Annotated in this window: 21 protein-coding genes; 5 read left to right on the top strand and 16 right to left on the bottom strand. The window is 69.9% G+C overall.

The features are described 5' to 3' along the window. The first annotated feature begins 218 nt into the window (after positions 1-218). The gene (locus ABGB14_RS44255; RefSeq protein WP_347649883.1) at positions 219-1,055 is read left to right on the top strand and encodes a DUF4429 domain-containing protein; all 837 of its coding nucleotides are present in this window, start codon (positions 219-221) and stop codon (positions 1,053-1,055) included. 10 nt (positions 1,056-1,065) lie between these two features. Here ABGB14_RS44255 and ABGB14_RS44250 read toward each other — a convergent pair whose 3' ends face one another. Beyond that, positions 1,066-1,830 carry an SDR family oxidoreductase gene (locus tag ABGB14_RS44250; RefSeq protein WP_347649882.1) on the bottom strand — a complete coding sequence of 255 codons (765 nt, stop codon included), beginning with the start codon at positions 1,828-1,830 and terminating at the stop codon, positions 1,066-1,068. Between the two features lie 54 nt (positions 1,831-1,884). Here ABGB14_RS44250 and ABGB14_RS44245 point away from each other — a divergent pair, with 54 nt between their 5' ends. After that, on the top strand, positions 1,885-2,235 hold the full coding sequence (locus ABGB14_RS44245) for a metalloregulator ArsR/SmtB family transcription factor (protein WP_347649881.1): 351 nt from the start codon (positions 1,885-1,887) through the stop codon (positions 2,233-2,235). Positions 2,236-2,376: 141 nt separating this feature from the next. On the opposite strand, the gene ABGB14_RS44240 is transcribed toward ABGB14_RS44245, so the two are convergent. The 6 genes from ABGB14_RS44240 to ABGB14_RS44215 form a co-directional block, all read right to left on the bottom strand. Further along, a complete protein-coding gene (locus ABGB14_RS44240) occupies positions 2,377-2,907 on the bottom strand; it encodes an ATP/GTP-binding protein (protein ID WP_347649880.1) in 531 nt (176 codons plus the stop codon). Between the two features lie 28 nt (positions 2,908-2,935). Beyond that, positions 2,936-3,340 (bottom strand): DUF742 domain-containing protein, encoded by a 405-nt coding sequence (locus ABGB14_RS44235; protein WP_226898832.1) that lies wholly within the window; start codon positions 3,338-3,340, stop codon positions 2,936-2,938. 19 nt (positions 3,341-3,359) lie between these two features. Next, on the bottom strand, positions 3,360-3,773 hold the full coding sequence (locus ABGB14_RS44230) for a roadblock/LC7 domain-containing protein (protein ID WP_201760494.1): 414 nt from the start codon (positions 3,771-3,773) through the stop codon (positions 3,360-3,362). Positions 3,774-3,778: 5 nt separating this feature from the next. Beyond that, positions 3,779-6,967 carry a nitrate- and nitrite sensing domain-containing protein gene (locus ABGB14_RS44225; protein ID WP_347649879.1) on the bottom strand — a complete coding sequence of 1,063 codons (3,189 nt, stop codon included), beginning with the start codon at positions 6,965-6,967 and terminating at the stop codon, positions 3,779-3,781. A 251-nt stretch (positions 6,968-7,218) separates the two neighbouring features. After that, entirely contained in the window at positions 7,219-8,616 is a 1,398-nt protein-coding gene (locus tag ABGB14_RS44220; RefSeq protein ID WP_347649878.1) for an aminobutyraldehyde dehydrogenase, read from the bottom strand. Between the two features lie 27 nt (positions 8,617-8,643). Beyond that, positions 8,644-9,894, bottom strand: coding sequence for a glycosyltransferase (locus tag ABGB14_RS44215; RefSeq protein ID WP_347649877.1), 1,251 nt, complete (start codon positions 9,892-9,894; stop codon positions 8,644-8,646). 146 nt (positions 9,895-10,040) lie between these two features. On the opposite strand from ABGB14_RS44215, the gene ABGB14_RS44210 reads away from it, so the two are divergent. Further along, the gene (locus ABGB14_RS44210; protein ID WP_347621882.1) at positions 10,041-10,646 is read left to right on the top strand and encodes a TetR family transcriptional regulator; all 606 of its coding nucleotides are present in this window, start codon (positions 10,041-10,043) and stop codon (positions 10,644-10,646) included. Here ABGB14_RS44210 and ABGB14_RS44205 read toward each other — a convergent pair. Genes ABGB14_RS44205 through ABGB14_RS44190 form a run of 4 tightly spaced genes read right to left on the bottom strand, consistent with a single transcriptional unit; the run spans position 10,640 to position 14,447 of the window. Further along, a complete protein-coding gene (locus ABGB14_RS44205; RefSeq protein WP_347649876.1) occupies positions 10,640-11,689 on the bottom strand; it encodes an ABC transporter ATP-binding protein in 1,050 nt (349 codons plus the stop codon). The genes ABGB14_RS44210 and ABGB14_RS44205 overlap by 7 nt on opposite strands. Then, the gene (locus ABGB14_RS44200) at positions 11,676-12,458 is read right to left on the bottom strand and encodes an ABC transporter permease (RefSeq protein WP_347649875.1); all 783 of its coding nucleotides are present in this window, start codon (positions 12,456-12,458) and stop codon (positions 11,676-11,678) included. Before ABGB14_RS44200 ends, ABGB14_RS44205 begins: the two co-directional genes overlap by 14 nt. Then, a complete protein-coding gene (locus ABGB14_RS44195) occupies positions 12,451-13,317 on the bottom strand; it encodes an ABC transporter permease (RefSeq protein ID WP_347649874.1) in 867 nt (288 codons plus the stop codon). The genes ABGB14_RS44200 and ABGB14_RS44195 overlap by 8 nt, the downstream gene beginning before the upstream one ends. Before the next feature lie 5 nt (positions 13,318-13,322). Beyond that, a complete protein-coding gene (locus ABGB14_RS44190) occupies positions 13,323-14,447 on the bottom strand; it encodes a spermidine/putrescine ABC transporter substrate-binding protein (protein ID WP_347649873.1) in 1,125 nt (374 codons plus the stop codon). Positions 14,448-14,620: 173 nt separating this feature from the next. Here ABGB14_RS44190 and ABGB14_RS44185 point away from each other — a divergent pair, with 173 nt between their 5' ends. Next, positions 14,621-15,778: a hypothetical protein gene (locus ABGB14_RS44185; protein ID WP_347649872.1), complete on the top strand. Its 1,158-nt coding sequence runs from the start codon at positions 14,621-14,623 to the stop codon at positions 15,776-15,778. After that, a complete protein-coding gene (locus tag ABGB14_RS44180) occupies positions 15,775-16,734 on the top strand; it encodes an SIS domain-containing protein (RefSeq protein ID WP_347649871.1) in 960 nt (319 codons plus the stop codon). The genes ABGB14_RS44185 and ABGB14_RS44180 overlap by 4 nt, the downstream gene beginning before the upstream one ends. Before the next feature lies 1 nt (position 16,735). Here ABGB14_RS44180 and ABGB14_RS44175 read toward each other — a convergent pair whose 3' ends face one another. The 5 genes from ABGB14_RS44175 to ABGB14_RS44155 form a co-directional block, all read right to left on the bottom strand. After that, a complete protein-coding gene (locus ABGB14_RS44175) occupies positions 16,736-17,302 on the bottom strand; it encodes an ATP/GTP-binding protein (RefSeq protein ID WP_347649870.1) in 567 nt (188 codons plus the stop codon). Beyond that, positions 17,283-17,597 (bottom strand): DUF742 domain-containing protein, encoded by a 315-nt coding sequence (locus ABGB14_RS44170; RefSeq protein WP_347649884.1) that lies wholly within the window; start codon positions 17,595-17,597, stop codon positions 17,283-17,285. The genes ABGB14_RS44175 and ABGB14_RS44170 overlap by 20 nt, the downstream gene beginning before the upstream one ends. Positions 17,598-17,788: 191 nt before the next feature. Then, positions 17,789-18,904 (bottom strand): RNA-guided endonuclease TnpB family protein, encoded by a 1,116-nt coding sequence (locus ABGB14_RS44165; protein WP_347649869.1) that lies wholly within the window; start codon positions 18,902-18,904, stop codon positions 17,789-17,791. A 99-nt stretch (positions 18,905-19,003) separates the two neighbouring features. Beyond that, positions 19,004-19,426 (bottom strand): roadblock/LC7 domain-containing protein, encoded by a 423-nt coding sequence (locus ABGB14_RS44160; RefSeq protein ID WP_347649868.1) that lies wholly within the window; start codon positions 19,424-19,426, stop codon positions 19,004-19,006. Continuing rightward, positions 19,423-22,074, bottom strand: coding sequence for a nitrate- and nitrite sensing domain-containing protein (locus ABGB14_RS44155; RefSeq protein WP_347649867.1), 2,652 nt, complete (start codon positions 22,072-22,074; stop codon positions 19,423-19,425). The genes ABGB14_RS44160 and ABGB14_RS44155 overlap by 4 nt, the downstream gene beginning before the upstream one ends. Between the last annotated feature and the right edge of the window lie 62 nt (positions 22,075-22,136).

Genomic DNA, 22,136 nt, shown 5'->3' with positions numbered 1-22,136 from the left:
ACCCAAGACGGCCTGTCCAAGAAAGAGATCATCCGCTGCCTCAAGCGCTACATCGCCCGCGAGCTCTATCGGGTCATCACCAGAACTGATCATGAACCCAGTGCTTGACATCAATAGGAGCATCCCGCACGGGGACGGCCGCCGTCACGGCGTGCCTTTGACCGGGTTATGTGGTTGTACTCCGGCCGGTCAGCGCATGAAAGCTTATTCTGGAAGTCGTGGCGGATGTGCTGGCAGGCCGGGGCTGCTCGTGGGAGTTCGAATCCGAATTCCTGCGTATCAAGCCCGAAAGCGGAAAAGCGCCCAAACTTCTCTCCGAACTCGGCGAGCGGGTGGTGCCCCACGAGGCGATCGCCAAGGTCACCCTCACTCCAGGCAAGCGGGGCACCGTGGTGTTGCGGGCCGACCTCAGGCGTGGGGCCGACCCTCTGATGGCCGCCGCGGCCGGGCAGCTCAGGGAGGCCGCCGACCCCTACCGGCTGGTGCTGCCGGCCGACAAGGAGTCGCTCGCCGACTACTACGCGGATGAGCTGCGCTCGGTCCTCACCGACCGCGGTCCGGCCACACGTTTCCTGGTGTCCCCTCCCGAGCCGCCACGTGCCTTCAAGGGCTGGGACGGCGCGGCGGCCTTCGACGGCGAGACCGTCACCCTCACCTGGTTCTGGTCGGGCGCGACGTCGGCCAAGTACGCGGCGGGCGACCAGCGCTACACCCCCGCCGACCTGGAGGGTGTCGACTGGCACACGCCGGACGGAGGAAGCGGGTGCCTGCGGCTCAGGGTGCGCGGGCGGCGACCGCCTCCCGAGCCCGACAAGGATCCCGCCGCCGTCGTGTTCGGGCTGGGCTGGGGTGCCACCCACAAGTCCCTTCCCTTCGCCGCCGCCGTCCTCGCCGCCATCCCCGCCCCCGAGCCCGTCCCCGCGGCGAAGACGCTCCCCTGGGCCGTGGCCGACGTCGCCGGGTTGATCGTCAAGCTCGGCGAGCTGCGCGACGCCGGGCTGCTGACAGAGGAGGAGTTCCGGGTCAAGAAGGCGGAGCTGCTCTCCCGCATCTGAGGGCAGAGGCTCACACGAGTTCCAGGCCGCCGTCGACGGTGAGGACCTGGCCGGTGATCCAGGTGGCGGCGGGGTCGGCGAGGTGCACGATCCAGGCGGCCACCTCGTCGGGCTCGCCACGGCGGCCGAGCGGGATGCGGGCGGCCTCGTCCTGCTTGATCTGCTCGACCGTGTCCTGGGGCAGCCCGGAGGCGGCCAGTGCCTCGCTCTCGGTCGGGCCGGGGGCCAGGGCGTTGACGCGGATGCCGTCGGGTGCGAGCTCCAGGGCCCAGCTGCGGGTCAACTGCTCCAGGGCGGCCTTCGAGGCGGCGTAGTGGGCGGCGCCGGGCAGCGGGCGGTGCCCGTACGTGCTGGAGACGTTGACGATCGCGCCGCGGGCGGCCTTCAGGTGCGGCAGCGCGGCGCGGGCGAGCAGGCTGGGCGCGGTGACGTTGAGCGCGAACAGGTCCCCGACGCGCTCGGCGTCGGTGTCGGCCAGCGCCATCATGGCGGTGGCGCCGGCACTGTTGACGAGCACGTCGAGGCGCCCCCACCGCTCGATCGCCGCGCCGACGATCGTTTCCGGCGCGTGCTCGCCGCGGACGTCGGCGGCGTGGACGGCGATGGCGGGGTGCTGGTCCGCGGTCTCCCGCAGCACGTCGGCGCGGCGGCCCACCCCGAGCACGTGCGCTCCGCCGCGGGCGAAGGCGAGCGCGGCGGCGCGGCCGATCCCCGTGCCCGCCCCTGTCACGATCACCGCTCTGCCCTCCATCCGGCCGCCTGGTCGATCGGTCACGACGTTCCCCCATGTTCGATGTTCGTGAAACGTCGAACAAGCTAGCATGGACGCATGCATAAGGCACATCATCCCGAGTTGGGCAAGATCGCACTGACCGAGGTGATGGCCGCGCTGAGCGATCCGATCCGGGTCGGGCTGGTGCGCGTGCTGGCCGACGGCCGCGAGCGCGGCTGGGGGCAGCTACGCGCACCGGTGGCCAAATCGACGCTCAGCCATCACCTGCGCGTGCTGCGCGACGCCGGGCTGACCCGCACCCGCCAGGAGGGCACCCGTTGTTACGTGACCCTGCGCGGGGACGACTTACAGGCCCGCTTCCCCGGCCTGCTCCAGGTCGTGCTCGCGGCGATGGAGATCGACGACGTGGGCTGCCAGGTCGGCCTGCGCGACGACGCCGATCGTTGACGCCCCGCTCCGGCGAGCGCGCGGCAACCTTCCGGCACCACCGCGAGATCGTGGAGCGGTCGGGGTTCCGGCCGGTCCGGAGCCGGGGCAGCAAGCGGCCCGCCACCCCGGTCAGGCAAGGGTGGCGGGCCGTCGAGCCGGCTAGACCGGGCTGTGCATGCGGCGGGTCAGGGCGTGCTCGACCAGCGTGATCAAGGTGCCTTTGACGGATTCGCGCTGCCGGGCGTCCAGCCGCACGATCGGGATGTGGCCGCCGATCGACAGCGCCTCGCGGAGCTCCTCCTCGGCGTGCGCGAACTGGCCGTCCCAGCCGTTGATGCCGATCACGAAGGGCAGCTTGGCCTCTTCGAAGTAGTCGATGGCCGGGAAGCTGTCGGCCAGGCGGCGCGTGTCGACCAGCACCACCGCGCCGATGGCGCCGCGCACCAGGTCGTCCCACATGAACCAGAACCGGTGCTGCCCGGGCGTGCCGAACAGATAGAGGATCAGGTCACGGTCGAGGGAGACCCGGCCGAAGTCCATCGCCACGGTCGTCGTCGTCTTGTTCGGCGTGAGCGAGACGTCGTCGACGTGCGCCGAGGCGTCCGTCATGACCGCTTCGGTGGTGAGCGGCAGGATCTCCGACACCGCACCCACGAACGTCGTCTTCCCCACGCCGAAGCCCCCGGCCACGACGATCTTCGTCGAGGTTAGGCCGGGGCTAGAGCCTGCGAAGTCCACTGAGCACCCTTTCGAGCAAGTTGAGGTCCGGCTTTCCCGCGTCCAGCGCAGGCTGGTGCACGCGGATCAGGCCCTCCGACGCCATGTCGGCGATCAACACCCGGACCACACCGAGAGGCTGGCGTAAAAGGGCGGAGATCTCGGCAACCGACCTGACGTTCCGGGTCAGCTGAATGATCGCCTGATACTCCGGACTAAGTAGGGAAATGTCTTGGTATTCCGATGTCACGGAGGACACCAGGGCCTCCATGGCGAACTTCATCCGCGGCGCGGTACGCCCCCCGGTCACGGCATAGGGCCGTACCAGGGAACTCGGTTTCTGCGGACGGGGAACCGCCGGATGCGGCGGGGTACTATCACCAGCCCAACCCTGACCTGACACCATGATCTCCTGTCACCGCCCCCTAGCGGGGACGGGCCGCTTGCAGCTCCGCGCGCACCGCCGGAGTCAGCACCTGGCCCGCCCGCTCGACCAGCAGAGTCATCTGGTATGCCACCAGCCCCATGTCACAGTCTGGTGCGGCCAGGACAGCCAGGCAGGACCCATCGCTGATGGACATGATCATCAGGAGGCCCCGCTGCATTTCGATGACGGTCTGGGTCACCATACCGCCCTCGAAGACCCGTGCCGCTCCCTGGGTCAAACTGATCACGCCTGAGGCGACCGCGGCGAGCTGGTCGGCCCGGTCCTTCGGAAAGCCCTCGGAAAAGGCCAGCGGCAGCCCGTCGGACGACACCACGACCGTGTGAGCGACGCCGGGCACGTTGTTCACGAAGTCCGTGATCAGCCAGCTGATGCCGCGCGCTCCCTGGCTCATTTCTCTCATTTGTCCTCCTCATTTTCTTCTCCGCGGGTGAACGCTCGGCCTTGCCGGACACCCTGCTGGAAGCTGGAGAGCCTGCTGCGCAACCGCTCAGGTGAGATCTGCGGCGCCGGTGATGTGGCCTGGGGCTCGGCGAGGCTGGCCGTGCCGGGCACCAGGTTGGCCTTGGGGACGCGGCGGGGCAGCCCCGAAGGCGTCGTGCCGGCCTGCGCAGGCTGCGCGGCGGCCTGCGCGGCCTGGAAGCCGGTGTCCGCGGGCGAGGACCACGACGCGCCGGCGCCCGACTGCCCCGGCTTGCGCTGAGGCAGCTTGCCCGGCGTCTGCTGGGCGGGAGCGGCGGGCGGCGGGTCCGCGGGCACCGCCGGTTGCACCGCGGTGCTCTCGTGCTCGGGCTCGGGCTGCGGCTCGTGACGAGGCCGCAGCTGCTCCGGCTCCGGCCTGCGGAACCAGTCGGAGCCGACCGACGAGAAGATCGGCAGGAACTCCTCGCTCTGCTCCTCCATGGGCGAGTTGCGCACCGCGGGCAGCGGCCCGGTCATGTCCTGCGAGGAGTAGTCGCCCGGCCCGAACGGGTTGTAGGCGGAATTCCCGTTCTGCTCGAACTGGTCGGCGGGCTTGGGCTCCTCCGAGAACGGCGAGTGGTACGACGGGTCGAACTGCTGCCGCGGCCGGTCCTCCGCCTCGAACAACGACCTGCGCGGCAACGGGTCGGCGAACGACGACCACCGCGACTCGTCCTGCGGCTGCTGCTGCGGCGGCTCCGTCGCGAACGACGGCCAGCGCGGCTCGTCATCCTGCAGCGGCGGGGGCTGCTCGGCGAACGACGGCCACCGGTTCTCCGCGAACGGCTGCGACACGGAGGAGGGCGGGGGCTCGTCCGAGAACGAGGGCCAGCGCTGCTCGCCGAACGGCGACGGCGTGGCCGGCGGCTCCTGGGCGAAGGACGGCCAGGCCGGCTCCTCCTGCGCTTCCTGCGGCTGGCCCGCGAACGGAGCCGGCTGGTCGCCGAAGGCCGGCGGCTGCTCCCCGAACGCCGGCGGCTGCTCGCCGAACGCGGCAGGTTGCTGCTCGGGCTGCTCGCCGAAGGCGGCGGGCTGCTGCTGATCGCCGAACGACGGCCAGTTGCCGGTGCCCGGCGCGGGCAGCGACCCCGGCCACTGCGTGTCCACGACCTGCTCGGAGCTCTCGCCCGAGGGCGCCCCGGAGCGGGAGCCCGATCCGTTGGTGGACGGCTGCCCGAACATGCTCGGGTCGAACGTGGTGAACGCTTCGTACTGGCCACCCTGCTGCGGCGCGCCCGAGCCGTCGCTGATGAGCATGTCGGGCATCATGACGAGCGCGCTCAGCCCGCCCGTCTCCCGCATGCTGAGCTGCACCCGGACGCCGTGACGCAGGGCCAGGCGGCCGACCACGAACAGACCCATGCGCCGCGACACGGACACGTCGACGACGGGCGGGTTCGCCAGCCGCCAGTTGGCCTCGGCCAGCTCTTCCTGGCTCATGCCGATGCCCAGGTCGTTGATCGACACGAGCACGCCGCCCTCGACCGGCGAGCTGGTCACCTGGACCTTGCTCTCGCGGGGAGAGAACGAGATGGCGTTCTCGATCAGCTCGGCGAGCAGGTGGACGGCGTCGGTGACGGCCGGGCCGACGATGAGGGTGCCGGACGCGATCTGGATCTGGACGCGTTCGTAGTTCTCGACCTCGGAGAGCGAGGCGCGGGCGATGTCGACCAGCGGCACCGGCTCGCTCCACTTGCGCGCGGCCTCCTGGCCGGCGAGAACCAGGAGGTTCTCGCTGTTGCGGCGCATGCGGGTGGCCAGGTGGTCGAGGCGGAACAGGTTGGCGAGCCGCTGCTCGTCCTCCTCGCCCTGCTCCAGGCCCTCGATGAGCTGCAGCTGCCGCTCGACGAGAGTCTGGCTGCGCCGGGAGAGGTTGACGAACATGGAGTTGACGTTCGCCCGCAGCTTGGCCTCGTCGCCGGCCAGCCGGATGGCCTCGCGGTGGACCTCGTCGAACGCCCGCGCCACTTCACCGATCTCGTCCCGGGTGTTGACGCCGACCGACGGCATCTCGGGCACGTGGGCGCCCTCGCCGGACTCGCGCAGCAGGCGGACGGTCTCGGGCAGCCGGGTCGTGGCGACCTGGAGCGCTTCGGCGCGCAGCCGGCGCAGCGGGCGGACCAGCGAGCCGGCCACGCGGGTGGTGATGATCAGGACGAGGAGCAGCAGCACGAGGATCATCGCACCGGACATGATCGCGTTGCGCTGCTCGGTGTCGCTGAGGTCGCGGGTGCCGGCCACGATCTTGGTGGCCAGGCCGTCCTCGACCTTGCGCATGGCGTTACCGGCCGCGGTGGTGCTCTCGAACCAGCGCGTACGGTCGGCGCGCGTGGTGACGTCGAGGTCCCTGATCCGGTTGAGGGCGCGCACCTGGGCGAGCGCCCGCTGCCGCATGGCGTCGGCGAGGTCGACCTCCAGGCCCTTGACGCCCTCGTGGAACGCCTCCAGGTCCGCCGGGGACGCCTCCTGCTCGAAGGTGAGCTGCTCGGCCTGCTGCTTGTTCCAGGAGCCGAGGAACTCCGCCCAGTCGTCGCTGTCGAGCTTGCTCTGGACGAGTGCCACGAGGAGGATGATCTGCTGCCGCGAGACCTCCTCCTTGACCCGCTGGAGCGCGCCGAGCGCGGCGACGTCGCCCAGGAGGGAGTCGTCGGTGACGCCGTCGCCCATGCCGGCCTGGACCGACGAGAAGACCTCGATCATCGTGGTGTAGGTGCCGATGACGGCGCGCGGGGGCACGTTGCCGACCATGGAGGCGCGCAGGCTGTCGAGGCCGTTGAGCCAGCGGTTCATGCTGGCGACGCCCTCGCGGACGCGGGCCGAGTGGGCGGCGTCGATGGCCGAGGCCGCGTTGACGACGTCCTGCTTGGCCTTGTCGGTCGTCTGCCGCTGGGTCTTGACCTGGACGAAGCGCTGGGCCTTCCTGCGGTCGGCGACGTACCACGCGGTGAGCGTGCGTTCCTTGCCCAGCTCGTGGTTGAGCGCGCCGATGCGCTGCACCAGCTCGGCGACCTGGGTGAGCCGGCGGTATTCGGCGCTGGTGCCGATGGCGTCGGCCAGCTGGATGCCGGCGAGCAGCACACCCACGACCGTGGGGATGAGGATCAGCGCGACCAGCCTTGAGCGCACACGCCAGTTCCCCAGCCGGAACCGTCCGCCTGTGTACTCCCCTGACCTCGTATGTCTGGGGTTATCCGTCCTCACTGACTCTCGCAACCTCTCGCCGGTACGTGCTCGAAAAAATCAGACACGCGTGTGGCGCATGGGATTCTGTCCGGCTGGGTAATTGGAACACAACCCGTACCAGATCGGCCAACCGAACATATCCCATCAAACACGCCCAAAGCAGCACTTCGGGGCGTCTACCGCCGTACACGTTTTCAGGCGGGCCGGAACGAATCCCGCTCGGCCGGTGCCGCGTGCTTCACCATGAGGTGGCGCGTCACCGAGTAGTCCTGCACCGCCTCCTGGCTCATGTCCTTGCCGAACCCGCTGCCCTTCACCCCGCCGTGCGGCGCCTCGCTGGCGATGGGCAGATGGTCGTTGACCCAGGTCACACCCACGTCGAGCCGATGCGACACGCGCATCGCCCGCGACACGTCGCGCGACCACACCGACGACGCCAGGCCGTACGTGGTGCCATTGGCCAGCCTGACGGCCTCGTCCTCGCCCTCGAACGGCAGCGCGACCAGCACAGGGCCGAAAAGCTCGCCTTGGACGATCTCGCTGTCCTGACCGACCTCGCTGACAAGCGTAGGCGAATAGTAAAACCCCGGCCCGTCGATCGGCGACCCCCCGTGGAGAATCCGCCCGCCCGACCTCGAGACGAACCCGTGCACCCGGTCCCGGTGGGCCGCCGAGATCAGGGGGCCGATGTCGGTCGCCGGGTCCCACGGGTCGCCGACGGTGATGTTGGCAAGAGTTGCCCGAATCGCCTCGACCGCGTCCGCGTACACCTCGCGGGCGACGTAGACGCGGGTGGCCGCCGTACAGTCCTGCCCGCTGTTGTACGTCGCCCCCATGGCCACGCCGTGAGCCATCTCGGCCAGATCGGCGTCCTCGAAGACCAGCGCCGGGGCCTTGCCGCCGAGCTCCAGATGGACCCGCTTGAGCGTGCCCGCCGCCCCGGCCATCACGGCGCGGCCGGTCTCCGTCGAGCCCGTGACGCTGACCATGTCGACCCCGGGGTCGGTGACCAGTGCCTGACCGACCTGCGCGTCCCCGGTGACCGCCTGGACGAGCCCTTCGGGCGCGCCCGCCGCGGCGAACAACTCCGCCAGCCGCAGCGTCGTGCGCGGCGTCTGAGGGGCGGGCTTGATCACCACCGCGTTGCCCGCGGCCACCGCCGGGCCGATCTTCCACACGGCCATGACGAAGGGGAAGTTCCATGGCGCGATCGACCCCACCACCCCGACGGGGCGGCGCAGCATGACCGAGGTGTACCCGGGGCTGAACACGCCGGCGCCCGACCCTTCGAGCGAGCGGGCGGCGCCGGCGAAGAAGCGCAGGTTGTCGACGGCGAACGGCAGCTCTCCGTCTCTGAACACCGCGGCGGGCTTGCCCGTCTCCTCCACTTCGAGCCTGGTCAGCTCTTCGGCGTCGGCCTCCACCAGGTCGGCCAGCCGCAGCAGCAGGCGCTGGCGCTCGGCCGGAGTGGTCTGCGACCACGTCTCGAACGCCGCGCGCGCCGACCGTACGGCGGTCGCCACGCCCTCCACCGGCGTGTCCGGAATTTCGGCACACGGGAGTCCGGTGGCGGGGTTGATCAGTTCACGCATCGGAAGACTTCGCTCTCAGGGGTCGTGCTACTTGCCGAGCTGCTCGATCAGGTCGGCGGCCTTGCGCAGCCCGTCGCGGCGCCGGATCTCCTCGCCCGCGGCGGCCAGCCTCGCGCGCAGCTCGGTGTCGCCGAGCAGCCGCGCGACCGCCCCCTTCAGCTCGTCGTCGGTGAAGGTATAGGTCGAAAGCCTGACACCATAGCCCAACTCATCCATTCTCTGGGCATTGTCGTACTGGTCCCAGAAGAGTGGCAGCAGGATCATCGGCTTGCCGAAGTGCAGCGCCTCGGTGGTCGTGTTGTTACCGCCGTGGGTGATGACGAGGTCACACAGTGGGATGATCCTAGTCTGCGGAAGGAACTCCGCGCCCCACATGTTGGCGGGAAGTTCGATCTCCTCGTGCAGCGGGCCCTTGGAGACGACGTACTGATGCGGAGTGTCGGCCAGCACGCCGATCACCCGCCGCATCAGCTCCACGTCGGACGAGCCCAGCGAGCCGAGCGAGAAGTAGATCAGCGAGCCCTCGCCACGCCGGAAGGGCAGTTCCCACTTCTCCTCCGTCTCGCGGACCGAGGAGTCGAGCCGGTGCCAGGTGTCGCCCAGCGGCCGGGCGTCGGCGTAGTCGGCGATCTCCGGATAGACGTAGAGGTTCAGGTCGCCGTTGTGCATGAAGTCGAGCTCCGGCAGCGGCTCGGTGCCCTGCTCGACGCACCACTCGTTCCAGGCGGTCCAGAGCTCGCGGTGGGTGCGGTCGTACTCCGCGCGGAAGGCCTCCCACTCCGAGCGGTCGCCGGCGGGGAGCCCGGAGAAGACCGGCGCGACGTTCTCGCCGCGGACCTCGAGCGGGTTGCAGGAGACGATGCGGACGAACTTCTTGCCCGCCGTGACCAGCGCCGGGAACGTGAGCACGTTGTCCTCGACGATGATGTCCGGCTGCACCCGCTCGATGATGGCCTTGAGCTGCGGCTCGCAGTATTTCGCGCCGTCGATCAGCTCGGCCCAGATGGGCTTGACGACGGTCTCGAGCTGCTCGCGGGTGCTCTTGCGGTACTCGGGCGCGGTCTCGCGGATGAAGTCCTTCCAGAACTGCCCGGGGTCCTGCTCCTCGGCGTCGTCGGGTGGCGGAGCGAGGTCGACCAGGTCCTCCTCGAAGCCGAGTGCTTCGAGCTTGCCCTTCCACGACGCCTCGGCGGCGAAGACGACGCGGTGACCGCGGCGACGCAGGATGTCGCCGATGCCGATGCTGTTGTTGGTGGGACCGTAGGCGCTTTCAGGCATGAACAGGATGGTGAGAGACATGGAGACTCCGGAACTGCTGATCAATTTGAAGGGGAATTCAAAAACGCATCTAGCGTGAAGGTCAACTTAAGGGCACTATGGTCACGGCCAACTGAACAGCAGCCAAACGGGTGAAGGTGGTGGGGGTGGCTCAGCGTAAAAGCCGGAGTGACCGGCGCATCGACTTGATCGAGGCCGCGCGCAGGGCCATCATCCGCCATGGCATCGACGGAGTACAACTCTCCCACGTGGCCGAGGAGGCCGGCCTGACCTCCGGAGCCGTGCTCTACCACTACCCCGACCTCAGCGAACTGCTGGTCGAGGCGCAGCACGCCGGCATGGAGCGCTTCTACGAGCAGCGGCTGCGCCGGCTCGCCGACTTCACCGATCCGGTGGAGAAGCTGGTCGTGACCATCAGGTCGGGGCTGCCGACCGGGCCGCTCGACCCCGACGTCCGCCTGCTCAACGAACTGGGCGGGGCCGCGGGCCGCAACAGGGTCTACGGCGTGTTGCTCACCTCGCTCTATGACCGCCAGGTGTCGATGTACCAGGCGATCCTCGACACGGGAGCGGCGCTGGGGGTGTTCCGGCTGAGCGCCGACTCGCTGACGGTCGCGCGCAATCTCGTGGCGCTGGAGGACGCGTACGGCTACCGCATCACGGCCAGGCATCCGGTGATCGGCCCGGCCGAGGCGGCCGAACTGATCCTCTCCTACGCCCGGGCGGCCACGGGCAACGACCTGTCTCACTGATCGACCGCCATGATGACGGCGTCCTCGGCGTTCCAGCGCACCTTGACCTTTGCCCCGGCCTCCACCGCGCTGGCGCCCTGGACGGCGACGAGCACCGGCTCGACCCGGCCCGGCACGTCCACGGAGATGTGCGACACGCCACCGTAGAAGCTGACGTCGAGGACGCTGCCCCGCAGGCCCGCGGTCTCGCTCTCGTCGACCAGCCTCACCCTCTCGGGGCGTACCGCGAGCAGCGCCTTGCTGCCCGCCGCGAGCTCGGTCATGGGCGTGCCCGCCAGCACGCCGAACTCCTCGCTCTCGAGCCCGTCGAGGCCGCCGGCGACGCCCTCGAACAGGTTGTTGGCGCCGACGAAACCGGCCACGAACGGCGACCGCGGCCGTTCGTACAGCGGGACGGGCTCGTCCACCTGGCACACCGTGCCGCTGTCGAAGACCGCGATGCGGTCGGCCAGCGACATGGCCTCCTCCTGGTCGTGCGTGACGACCACGAACGTGATGCCGACGTCGTGCTGCAGCCGCTTCAGCTCCAGCTGCATGTCGGCGCGGACCTTCTTGTCCAGGGCCGACAGCGGCTCGTCCAGCAGCAGCAGGCGCGGCCGCTTGACGATGGAACGGGCGAGCGCCACCCGCTGCCGCTGCCCGCCGGAGAGCTGGGCGGGCTTGCGCGAGGCGTGCGCGGTCAGCCCGACCGTCTCCAGCACCTCGCCGACGCGCTGCCTGATCTCCTGGCGGGGCAGGCGCTCCCGCTCCAGGCCGTAGGCGACGTTCTTGGCCACGGTCATGTGCGGGAACAGCGCGTACGACTGGAACATCAGGCTGATCGGCCTGCGGTTCGGGGGCAGGGCCAGCAGGTCCTCCCCGTCGAGGGTGACGGTGCCCCGGTCGGGCGTCTCGAACCCGGCGATGATGCGCAGCAGCGTGGTCTTGCCGCACCCCGACGGCCCGAGCAGGGCGAAGAACTCGCCCTGGCCGATCTCCAGCGAGACGCCGTCGAGCGCGGTGACGTCGCCGAACCTGCGCGTGATCCCGTCAACCTTCAGCACTCTGTCTCTCTCCGATCCTCGTCAGACGCTGGCCCGCGATCACCGCTACGAAGCTCACGAGGAGCAGGATCGCGGCCAGCGCGTTGATCTTGGGGGTCACCCCGAAACGGATCATCGAGTAGATGACGATCGGCAGCGTCGGCTCGGCGTTCCCGATGGTGAAGAAGGCGATCACGAACTCGTCGAGCGACAACGTGAACGCCAGCAGCGCCCCCGCCACGATGCCCGGCGCCAGCTGCGGCAGCGTGATCTTCATGAACGTGACCACGTGTCCCGCGCCGAGGTCGCGCGAGGCCTCCTCCAGCGAGGTGTCGGCCCCGGACAGCCGGGTGCGCACCACCGCGGCCACGAACGCCATGGAGAACAGGGCGTGCGCGAGGATCACCGAGTAGTGGCCGAGCGTCAGCGCGATCACGCCGTAGAAGAGCAGCAGCCCGATCGCCAGCACCAGGTCGGGCAGTACGGCGGGCATCAGCGCCAGCGCGTCGAGGGCCTTGGACCTGGAGTGGCGGGCCAGGCCGACAGCCAGCAGCGTGCCCAGCACGGTCGCGATCGCGGTCGACCCCACGGCCACGATCAGCGTGTTGATCAGGCCGTTCCTGACGCGCTCGTCCGCGGCCAGCTCGCCGTACCACTTGAGGCTGAACCCCTCATAGGTGTACGCCGACTCGCCGGCGTTGAACGACATGACGACGAGCACGACGATCGGCAGGTAGAGGAAGACGTACGTCACCCAGAGCGGGACGAACAGCAGCTTGGACCTACGCACGGCGCGCCACCCATGCCTGCGCCATCAGCAGCACCAGGAGCACCGCGATGAGCGCCAGCGCCAGCGCCGAGCCGAACGGCCAGTCGCGCGCCTTCAGGAACTGGTCGCGGATCAGGTTGCCGACCATGATCGACTTGTTGCCGCCCAGGATCTCGGGGATGACGAAGTTGCCGAAGCTCGGCACGAACACGAACAGGCAGCCGCTCAGCACGCCCGGGACCGTGAGCGGCAGCGTGACCTTGCGGAACGTGGTGAACGGCGAGGCGCCGAGGTTCGCCGACGCCTCCCTGAGCTGCGGGTCCAGCCGCTCGATCGCGGCGTACAGCGGCAGCACCATCAGCGGCAGGTACGAGTAGAGCAGCCCGGTGACGATCGCACCCTGGTTGTAGAGCAGCTCGTACGGCCCGAGCCCGATCGCCGCCAGCCCGCTGTTGACCAGCCCGGGACCGCTGAGCAGGATGATCCACGCGTAGACGCGGATGATGAAGTTGGTCCAGAACGGCAGCACGATCGCGACCAGGGCGATCGTCTTCCACCTGGGCGAGAGCCGCGCGATCGCGTAGGCCGTCGGATAGCCGATCAGCAGCGCGATGGCCGTCGTCAGGGCCGCGATGCGCAGCGAGCCGCCGACCACGCCCAGGTAGAGCGGGTCCATCAGGCGGGCGAAGTTCTCGGTGGTGAACTCGTACACGATGCCGCCGAAGCGCCCGCGCTGGAAGACGGTGTTGCTCAGCACCAGGGCCAGCGGCACCAGCAGGAGCACGACGAGGTAGGTCAGGCCCGGCGACAGGAACACGAACGCGCCCAGCCGGCGTCCGCGCGAAGGGGACGCCGACCGGGCCTTGAGCTCAGAGGTCACCGCTGTTACGACTGCGCCGTGACTTCCGTCGACAGGCGGGTGTACTTCGTGGACGCCTGTCCGAGGTCGACGATCGACTCACCGTCGAGCAGCTCGTCCGGCTTGATGCCGAGCAGCGAGCCCTTGGCGACCTTCACGCGCTCCATGGCGGCCTTGTTGGGCACCTTGTAGTTGATGTTCTCGGCGGCCCAGCTGTGGTTCTCGGGGGCGAGGATGTAGTTGATGAGGGCGTGGGCGGCCTCCTTGTTCTTGGAGGACTTCATGATCACCATGGTGTCCACCCAGAGGTCGCTGCCTTCCTTCGGCACCGCGAACGCGATGTTGCCCTTCGGGTCGGTCGTCGGGCACCAGCCGTCCCACGCCTCGACCATGATGGCCTCGCCCGACTTCAGCTTGTCGCCGAAGGTCGTGTCGTCGTAGCCGAGCAGATGTGGCTTCTGCGCCACGAGGAGCTCCTTGGCCTTGGCGATCTCCTCGTCCTTGTCGGTGTTGACCGAGTAGCCGAGGGCCTTGAGCGCCGGCAGCGCCAGCCAGCGTTCGGTGGTCATCATGGTGACCTTCTTGTCGGCCCAGGCCGGCGGCTTGAGAAGATCGTTCCAACTGGTCGGCTTCTTCTTCACCAGGTCGGTCCGGTAACAGATGCCGGTCGTGCCCCAGGTGTAGGGCACGGAGATCTTGTTGCCCTTGTCGTAGGAGAGCTGGGTGGCCTCGGGGTAGAGGTTGGCCAGGTTGGGGATCAGCTCGGGGTGGATCGGCTCCAGCAGGCCCTGCTCGTTGAGCGCCTGAGCGTACTGGCCGGACACGAACGCCACGTCGACCCCGCTGTCACCGGAGGCGGTGAGCTTGGCCATCGCGTCCTCGTTGGTGGCGTGCAGGGCGATCTTGATGTCCTTGACCTTGAGCTTGTCCTTGGCCCCCTTGGTGAACTCCTCGGGCAGGTAGCCGTCCCAAACGGTCACCTGGATCGACTGCTTCGTCAGGTCCGCGTTCGGCTTGAGGTCGTCGGCCGCCGCCGCGTTCGTGCCTTCTGGGCTTGTCGACGACTCACCGCCGCACGCCGCGACGGCAAGCGCGAGGCCGGCCACCGCGACGGCGGCCGGGAGACGACGGGTGAACCGGGTACGGGACACGGCCGCTACTCCTTCTTGAATTTGCGGTGTTAAGAGGGGTCGCGCGACCTTACCGGACACAGCGGACCAGATCAGGAGTGTTGCAGCAGATATCAACATGGGCAAGACTTTTTATGACATTGCTACCTGGAAGTTTGGCGATCGTGTTGAATTGGGATTCAATAGGGCCTCGGTTGATCTCTCTCGGTGAGAAGCCCCTCACCGGCCGAGATCGCGGGCTCACCACCGCGCTCGTGGGGCTGCTGGGCGAGGATCCGCCGCCGCCCTTCGCGGTGCGGCGCTTCCGCCCGCTGCCCACCTTCTCGTACGCCTCCAGGGATCTCCACACTGGGGCCCCAGGTGAGCGTGGTTTCGGCCCGCACGTGGACCAGACAAACCACTCCGTTGTCGTGGCCGAAAAGGTCGTTGTCAAGTGGCTGACCCCGCCGGCTCCCCTGCCGCATCCCGCCCCGGAACTCCTCGCCCATCTCGTTGAGGCGGGTTTCAACGACACCGCTCCTCCCTACGCGGCGCTGACCGCGGAGCTGGACGGCCGCGATCACCTCCTCGCCCTGGTCACGGGCTACCTGCCCGGGGCGCGGGACGGCTGGGAGTGGTGCGTCGACGAAGCCGCGTCGCCGGGGGGAACCGGTGATGGAACCGGCGCCACCGCCTTCGCCGCGCCGCTCGGCCGCCTGGCCGCCGACCTGCATCTCGCCCTCTCCACGCTGCCGCCGCCGCCCGCCGGGGCCGGCCCCGATCTGGCGGAGCGGGCGGGGTGCGCGCTCGCGGAGGCCCTGGAACTGACCGGCGGCGACGACGGCGAACGGCTGGCCGCCAGGTCCGCCGCCCTCCGGCGCGACCTGGCGCCGCTGGCCGTCCCCGCGGCCGGCCCGCGCATCAGGATCCACGGCGACCTGCACGTCGGCCAGATCCTCCGGTGGGACGGCGGGTACGCGGTGATCGACTTCGACGGCAACCCCACGGTCGCGGGCGCGGACCCGTACCAGCCGGCGGCCAGGGACGTCGCCCAGCTCACCACCAGCCTGGAGCACGTGGCGCAGGTGGCGATCAGGCGGCGGTCCACCCCGCCCGCCGAGGCCGCCGCGTGGGCGGCCGCCGCCCGCGCCGCCCTGCTGTCCGCCTACCGGGCCCGGCTGGCCGAGCGGGGCAGGCCCGACCTGCTGGACGACAGGCTGATCCGCCCGTTCGAGGTGGAGCAGGAGTGCCGGGAGCTCATCTACGCCGCCCGCCACCTGCCCCGCTGGCGCTACGCCCCCATGGGCGTCCTGCGCACCTGGTATCCCGAAGAGACCTCGTATCCCGAAGAGAACGCCGAGGACAACGCGTGAATCCCGAGCTCTACCTGTCCGACCTGGAGGCCAAGCCGGAGGCGCTGCGGAGCCTGGCCGGCGCCCTGGCCGAGGAGAACCCCTTCCTGGCCCTGCCTCCGGGCGTCACGAGGGTGCTCTTCCTCGGCATGGGCAGCTCCCGTTACGCCGCCGGGGTGGCGGCCCTGCGCCTGCGCGCGGCGGGCGTCGACGCGTACGCCGACTACGCCTCCGCCGCCGCCACCTGTCCGGCGAGGCAGGACACCCTGGTCGTGCCGATCTCGGCCACCGGCGCCAGCGGGGAGACCCTCGACGCCACGGCCCGCTACGCGGGCGGCCCCTCCCCCGTCGCCGTGCTCACCAACGCCCCGGGCTCGCCCCTCGCCGAGGCGGCCGACCTGGTGATCCCCATGCACGCGGGCGAGGAGCGCGGCGGCGTCGCGTGCCGGACGTTCCAGCACACCCTGGCGCTGCTGCTGCTCATGGAGGCCACGCTCACCGGGCGGGACCGCGACGTCCCCGCCCTGGTGGAGCGGGCCGCCGAGGCCACCGCCGACCTGCTGGAACGCCGGGACGCCTGGCTCCCGCGGGCGCTGGAGCTGCTCGACGGCCCGCACGGCGTCTACACCGTCGCCCCCGCCGAGCGCCTGTCGTCGGCGGAGCAGTCGGCGCTGATGCTCCGCGAGGGCCCGCGCCGCCCGGCCGACGCGTGCGAGACGGGCGACTGGTCCCACGTGGACGTCTACCTCACCAAGACCCTCGACTACCGGGCCCTGCTCTACCCGGGCTCCCGCTACGACGACCAGGCCATGGACTGGGTACGCCTGCGGGGCTCGACGGTGCTGGCCGTCGGCGCGGAGGTGAAGGACGCCGCGGCCGCCATCCGCTACCGGCACGACGGCGACCCGGACGTGGCCCTGCTCACGGAGACCCTGGTGGCCGAGCTGGTGGCCGCCCACTGGTGGAGCGGCCGGTAGGTCAGCCGGCGCGTACGGCCATGGCGTGTTCGACGAGCGTGATGAGGGTGTGCTTGACCGCCGGGCGCGCCCGCGCGTCCATGCGGACGATCGGCACGTGCGTCGAGAGCGTGAGCGCCTCCCGCACCTCGCTCTCGACGTGCGGGAACTCGCCGTTCCAGCCGTTCAGGCCGACCACGAACGGGATCCGCGACTCCTCGAAGTAGTCGACGGCGGGGAAACTGTCGGCGAGCCGGCGCGAGTCGACCAGCACCACGGCGCCGATGGCCCCGCGGACCAGGTCGTCCCACATGAACCAGAACCGGTACTGGCCGGGCGTGCCGAACAGGTAGAGGATCAGGTCGTTCGCCAGGGAGAGCCGCCCGAAGTCCATGGCGACGGTGGTGGTGGTCTTGCCCGGCGTGTGGCCGAGGTCGTCGATGCCCGCCGACGCGTCGGTCATCACCGCCTCGGTGGTCAGCGGCAGGATCTCGGACACGGAGCTCACGAACGTGGTCTTGCCCACGCCGAACCCGCCCGCCACGACGATCTTCGTCGAGGTGAGCCGGCTAGAGCCTGCGAAGTCCACTTAACACCCTTTCGAGCAGGTTTCTATCGGGTAATCCCGCATTCAGCTGCGGCTGGTACACCTTGACCAGCCCGTCCGCCTCCATGTCGGCGATGAGCACCCGCGCCACTCCGAGCGGGACGCTGAGCAGCGCCGAGATCTCCGCCACGGACCGCACCTGCCGGCACAGCTCGCTGATCGCCCGGAACTCGCGGGTGTAGGTCGAACCGAGCTGGGCCGAGGTCGCCGACGACACCAGAGCCTCCATGGCCAGCTCGGTGCGCGGCGCGGTCCTTCCGCCGGTGACGGCGTACATGCGGACGAGCGAGCTGCGCTCGGGCTCCGGCTCGCCGTTATCCCACGATGCCACGGTTCACTCCCTTGACTTCCTCCCCACGCCTAAAGGCAGGGGACTCCAATCCGTCACCGGATCGGGGTTCCTGTTTCATCGGGCCACGCCTCCCCGGAAGACTCCGGGGCCGGTCTTACCAGCCCTCCGCAGGCGTTTTACCTCTCGACCAGCCCGGCCGCGAGGATGTTCTTCGCCGCGTTCACGTCCCGGTCGTGGACGCTCCCGCAGGCAGGACAGGTCCACGAACGGACGTTCAACGGCATGGACCCGTTGACGTGCCCGCATCCGCGAGCCGAGCACAGCTTCGACGACGGGAACCACCGGTCCACGGCCGCCAGCGTCCGCCCGTACCAGGCGGCCTTGTACTCCAGCATCCCCCGCAACTCCCGCCAGGAGGCGTCGGAGATGGCGCGGGCCAGCGAGTGGTTCTTGACCAGGTTGCGGACGGTCAGGTCCTCGATCGCGAGCGTTTGGTTCTCGCGCACCAATCGAGTGGTGACCTTGTGCAGGAAGTCCCGACGCCGGTCGGTGATCCGGGCATGCGCCCGCGCCACCTTCAGCTTGGCCTTGGCCCGGTTCGCCGAGCCTTTCGCCTTCCGGGCCAACTCCCGCTGCGCCTTGGCCAAGCGCCGCCTGTCCCGTCGTTCGCAGCGCGGATTCGTGATCTTCTCGCCGGTGGAAAGCGTCAGCAGATGAGTGAGCCCGGCATCCATCCCGACCTGCGCATCCACGGGCGGCAGCGGGCTGGTCTTCTCCTCGACCAGCAGGGACACGAACCAGCGTCCCGCCGCATCCTTCGACACCGTCACCATGGACGGCTCGGCTCTTTCCGGGAGCGGACGCGACCACACGATGTCCAGCGGAGCTTCCATCTTCGCCAGCTTCACCACGCCATCCCGGAACGAGAAGGCGTTGTTCTGGAACGTCGCCGATGCCCGCGACTTGTGCTTGGACTTGAAGCGCGGGTAGCGGGCACGCTTGGCGAAGAAGTTGTTGAACGCTACCTGCTGCCGGCGCAACGCCTGCTGCAACGGGACGTTCGACACCTCGCGCAGGAACTCCAGTTCCGGGTCCTGCTTCCATGCGGTCAGCCACTTGGCCGTGTCCACGTACGAAGTCGAGACGTGCTCGTCGGTGTAGCGCCGGTTGCGTTCGGCGAGTGCCTTGTTCCAGACCAACCGGACACACCCGAACGTGCGGTTCAGCAGATCTGCCTGTTCGGGGGTCGGATAGAAGCGGTACTTGTAGGCCCGCTTCACGATCTGGGACATGCTTAACATGAGAGCGCTTGATCATGTTAAAGCTTGACCCCCATTCCGGCCTATCCCCAGGGCTGAAGCCCGGGGTCTGCGGCCTGTAAACACACATGATCACCACGGACGCGCGGCGGACAGCTCCGCCCGTACGGCGGGCGTGAGCACCTGGCCCGCGCGCTCGACCAGGATCGTCATCTGGTAGGCGACCAGCCCCATGTCGCAGTCGGGTGCGGCCAGCACCGCCAGGCAGGATCCGTCGCTGATCGACATCACGAGCAGCAGCCCGCGCTCCATCTCGACGAGCGTCTGGGTGACCCCTCCGCCCTCGAAGACCCGCGCCGATCCGTGCGTGAGGCTGACCAGGCCCGCCGCGATGGCGGCGAGCTGGTCGGCGCGGTCCTTGGGGAAGCCCCGCGAGTACGCCATGGGCAGCCCGTCGGCGGAGACCACGACGGCGTGCGCCACGCCGGGCACCTCTTCGACGAAGCCGGTGACCAGCCAGTTGACGTCCCTGGCGGCCTGGCTCAGCTCCTTCACGAGTCCTCCTCGAGCTCGGCACGGCCCTTGCGCACGCCCTGCTGGTAGCTGGCCAGCCGGGAACGCAGCCGATCAGGGGACAGCGGTGGAGCGGGAGCGGGAGCGGGCGCCGGATTCGCGGTGCCTGGTACCAGATTCGCCTTCGGCGTCCTTTTCGGCAAGCCCGAGTTCGTGGTGCCGCTCTGGGCGGGCTCCGCGGCCGCGCCCGCGGCCTGCCATCCCTGGTCGGCGGGCGAGCTCCAGGAGGAGTCGCGGTGGTCGGCGGTGGGGGCCGCCTTGCTGAACCAGCTGCTCTCCTCGACGGCGGCGAAGATCGGCAGGAACTCGTCCTGGGACGGCCCTGCCAGGTCGGGCGGCGGCTCGGCCGCTTGCGTGTACGGCGGCTGCTCGCCCGGATAGGTGTACGGCGGCTGCTCTCCCAGAGTGGGAGGCAGGGTGGGAGGCAGGGCGGGCGGCAGGGTGGGCGGCGGCGCGGCCGGCAGGGTCGTCGGCGACGGGCCGAACCACGACGACGGCTCGGCCGTCACGGGTGCGGCGTCGAACGACGGATGCCCGGGCGGAGGGCCCGTCAGCGAGGCGGGCGGGGGCGTGTGCACGGGGGCGGCGAAGGAGTCGGCGGTCCCGAAGGACGGCGTACGCACCTGCGCCTGTCTCGGCACCTGGACCCGTCCCTGCGCGGGCAGCGCGCTCGGCACCTCCGTGAGCAACATCGGCGGGATGAGCACCATGGCGGTCAGCCCGCCGATGTCCTGCGCCCGCAGCTGGACCTTGATGGTGTGCCGCAGCGCCAGCCGGCCGACCACGAACAGGCCCATGCGCCGCGACACCGACACGTCCACGACCGGCGGATTGGCCAGCCGCCAGTTGGCCTCGGCCAGTTCGTCGGGGCTCATGCCGATCCCCTGGTCGGTGACCGACACCATCAGGCTGCCCTCGTCGAGCCGGCCGCTGGAGATGATGACCTTGGTGTCCCGGGAGGAGAAGGAGACGGCGTTCTCGACCAGCTCCGCGAGCAGGTGCACCACGTCGGTGACGGCCTGGCCGGCGATCGCGACGTCCGACTCGACCTGGATGCTGACCCGGTCGTAGCTCTCCACCTCGCCCAGCGCCGCCCGCACGATGTCCATCAGCTCGACCGGCTCGCTCCACTTGCGGGCGGCTTCCTGGCCGGCCAGGACGAGCAGGTTCTCGCTGTTGCGCCGCATGCGGGTGGCCAGGTGGTCGAGCTTGAACAGGTCGCCGAGCCGGGCGTCGTCGCGCTCTCCGCGCTCCAGCCGCTCGATCAGCGTGAGCTGCCGTTCGACGAGCGTCTGGCTGCGCCTGGACAGGTTGACGAACATGGCGTTGACGTTGGAGCGCAACCGCGCCTCGTCGCCCGCCAGCCGTACGGCCTCGCGGTGCACCTCGTCGAACGCGCGCGCGACCTCGCCCACCTCGTCCCTGGAGAAGATGCCGATGGGCGGCACCTCGGCGTTGACCGCGCCGTCGCGCGACTCCCGCAGGTGCTGCACGAAGTCGGGCAGCCGCCGGCCCGCGATCTCCAGTGCCTCGCTGCGCAGGCGGCGCAGGGGGCGTACGAGCGACCTGGCCACACCGGTGGTGATCAGCAGCACCGCCACCAGCAGCGCGAGGACCGCGCCCGCGGTCACGTACGCCTTGCGCCGCTCGTCCGCGCTGAGCGCCTCGCTGCGGGCCACGATGCCCTCCGCCCGGCGCCGCTCGACCGTGCGCATGGAGTCGACGACCACCGCGGCGGCGTCGTGCCACTCCTTGGCGTCGTCGCGCTTGGCCTGGTCGAGCCCGCGCAGCGGCAGCTCGTTGGTGGCCCTGATCATCACCAGCTCGCGCAGGAACAACATGCGCTCGGCGGACCTGCCGTTGACGGTCTCGTCGAAGAAGCGGCGCTCGCCTGAGGTGGCCTCCTCGGCGAAACCCCTGCGCTCGCTGGCCTCCTTGGACTGCTCGCCGAGGAAGCGTTTGAGCTGGTCGGGGTCGAACGCCCCCTCGACCAGCACGATCGTGACCAGCGCCTGCTGGTAGGAGACGCTCTCCTTGGCCCGGGCGAGCGCGTCGAGCATGCGGGTCTGGCGGAACAGCTCGTCGTCGACGCTGCCCTTGATCAGCTCGTTGTGCACGGACAGCAGGTCGGCGATCACGGTCGTGTAGAGCTCGACGGCCGGGCCGGGCAGCAGGTTGGCGTCGAGTGCCTGCGCGCGCAGGGTGCTCAGGTCGTTCAGGCGGCTGAGCAGGGTCTCGATCTGGTCCGCGGTGCGCCCGCTCACGTCGTTCAGCAGGGACTGCGCGAGGCCGCGCACCTGCTTGACGGACAGGTCGGTCTGGTCCATCTGGGCGCGCACCGTGCCGAGCTCGACCGCGGGCCGGTCGCGGGCGATGTACCACGCGGTCCTGGCCCGTTCTGTGGACACCTGGTGGGTGAGCTCGCCCAGCTCCGCGGACATCCGGGCGAACTGGTTCGTACGGCTGTAGTCGCCGGCGGCGGAGGTCGAGGCGAGCACCTGGACACCGCCGAGCAGGACGGCGGCGGCCGTGGGGATGAGGATGAGCGCGACCAGGCGCGCCCGCACGCGCCAGTTGCGCAGCCGCCAGCCGCTCTCGCCGGCCTGCCTCTCGCTCAGCTGTGTACTCACCGAACGCACCTCGCCCGAATCGGCGTATATGAGGGGCATACGCCCCGGGGGAAATCAGCAAG

The organism is Nonomuraea sp. B10E15 (genome assembly GCF_039871615.1).
Classification (GTDB): Bacteria; Actinomycetota; Actinomycetes; order Streptosporangiales; family Streptosporangiaceae; genus Nonomuraea.
Note: the sequence above shows the minus strand (reverse complement) of the source record. Positions and strands in the feature narration are given on the sequence as shown.

What these genes read in the sequence shown, in the direction of transcription:
- ABGB14_RS44235 (WP_226898832.1), bottom strand. Translation starts at nt 3,340, where the DNA reads ATGGTGTCAGGTCAGGGTTGGGCTGGTGATAGTACCCCGCCGCATCCG.
- ABGB14_RS44220 (WP_347649878.1), bottom strand. Translation starts at nt 8,616, where the DNA reads ATGCGTGAACTGATCAACCCCGCCACCGGACTCCCGTGTGCCGAAATT.
- ABGB14_RS44170 (WP_347649884.1), bottom strand. Translation starts at nt 17,597, where the DNA reads ATGTACGCCGTCACCGGCGGAAGGACCGCGCCGCGCACCGAGCTGGCC.
- ABGB14_RS44230 (WP_201760494.1), bottom strand. Translation starts at nt 3,773, where the DNA reads ATGAGCCAGGGAGCGCGCGGCATCAGCTGGCTGATCACGGACTTCGTG.
- ABGB14_RS44245 (WP_347649881.1), top strand. Translation starts at nt 1,885, where the DNA reads ATGCATAAGGCACATCATCCCGAGTTGGGCAAGATCGCACTGACCGAG.
- ABGB14_RS44165 (WP_347649869.1), bottom strand. Translation starts at nt 18,904, where the DNA reads ATGTCCCAGATCGTGAAGCGGGCCTACAAGTACCGCTTCTATCCGACC.
- ABGB14_RS44215 (WP_347649877.1), bottom strand. Translation starts at nt 9,894, where the DNA reads ATGCCTGAAAGCGCCTACGGTCCCACCAACAACAGCATCGGCATCGGC.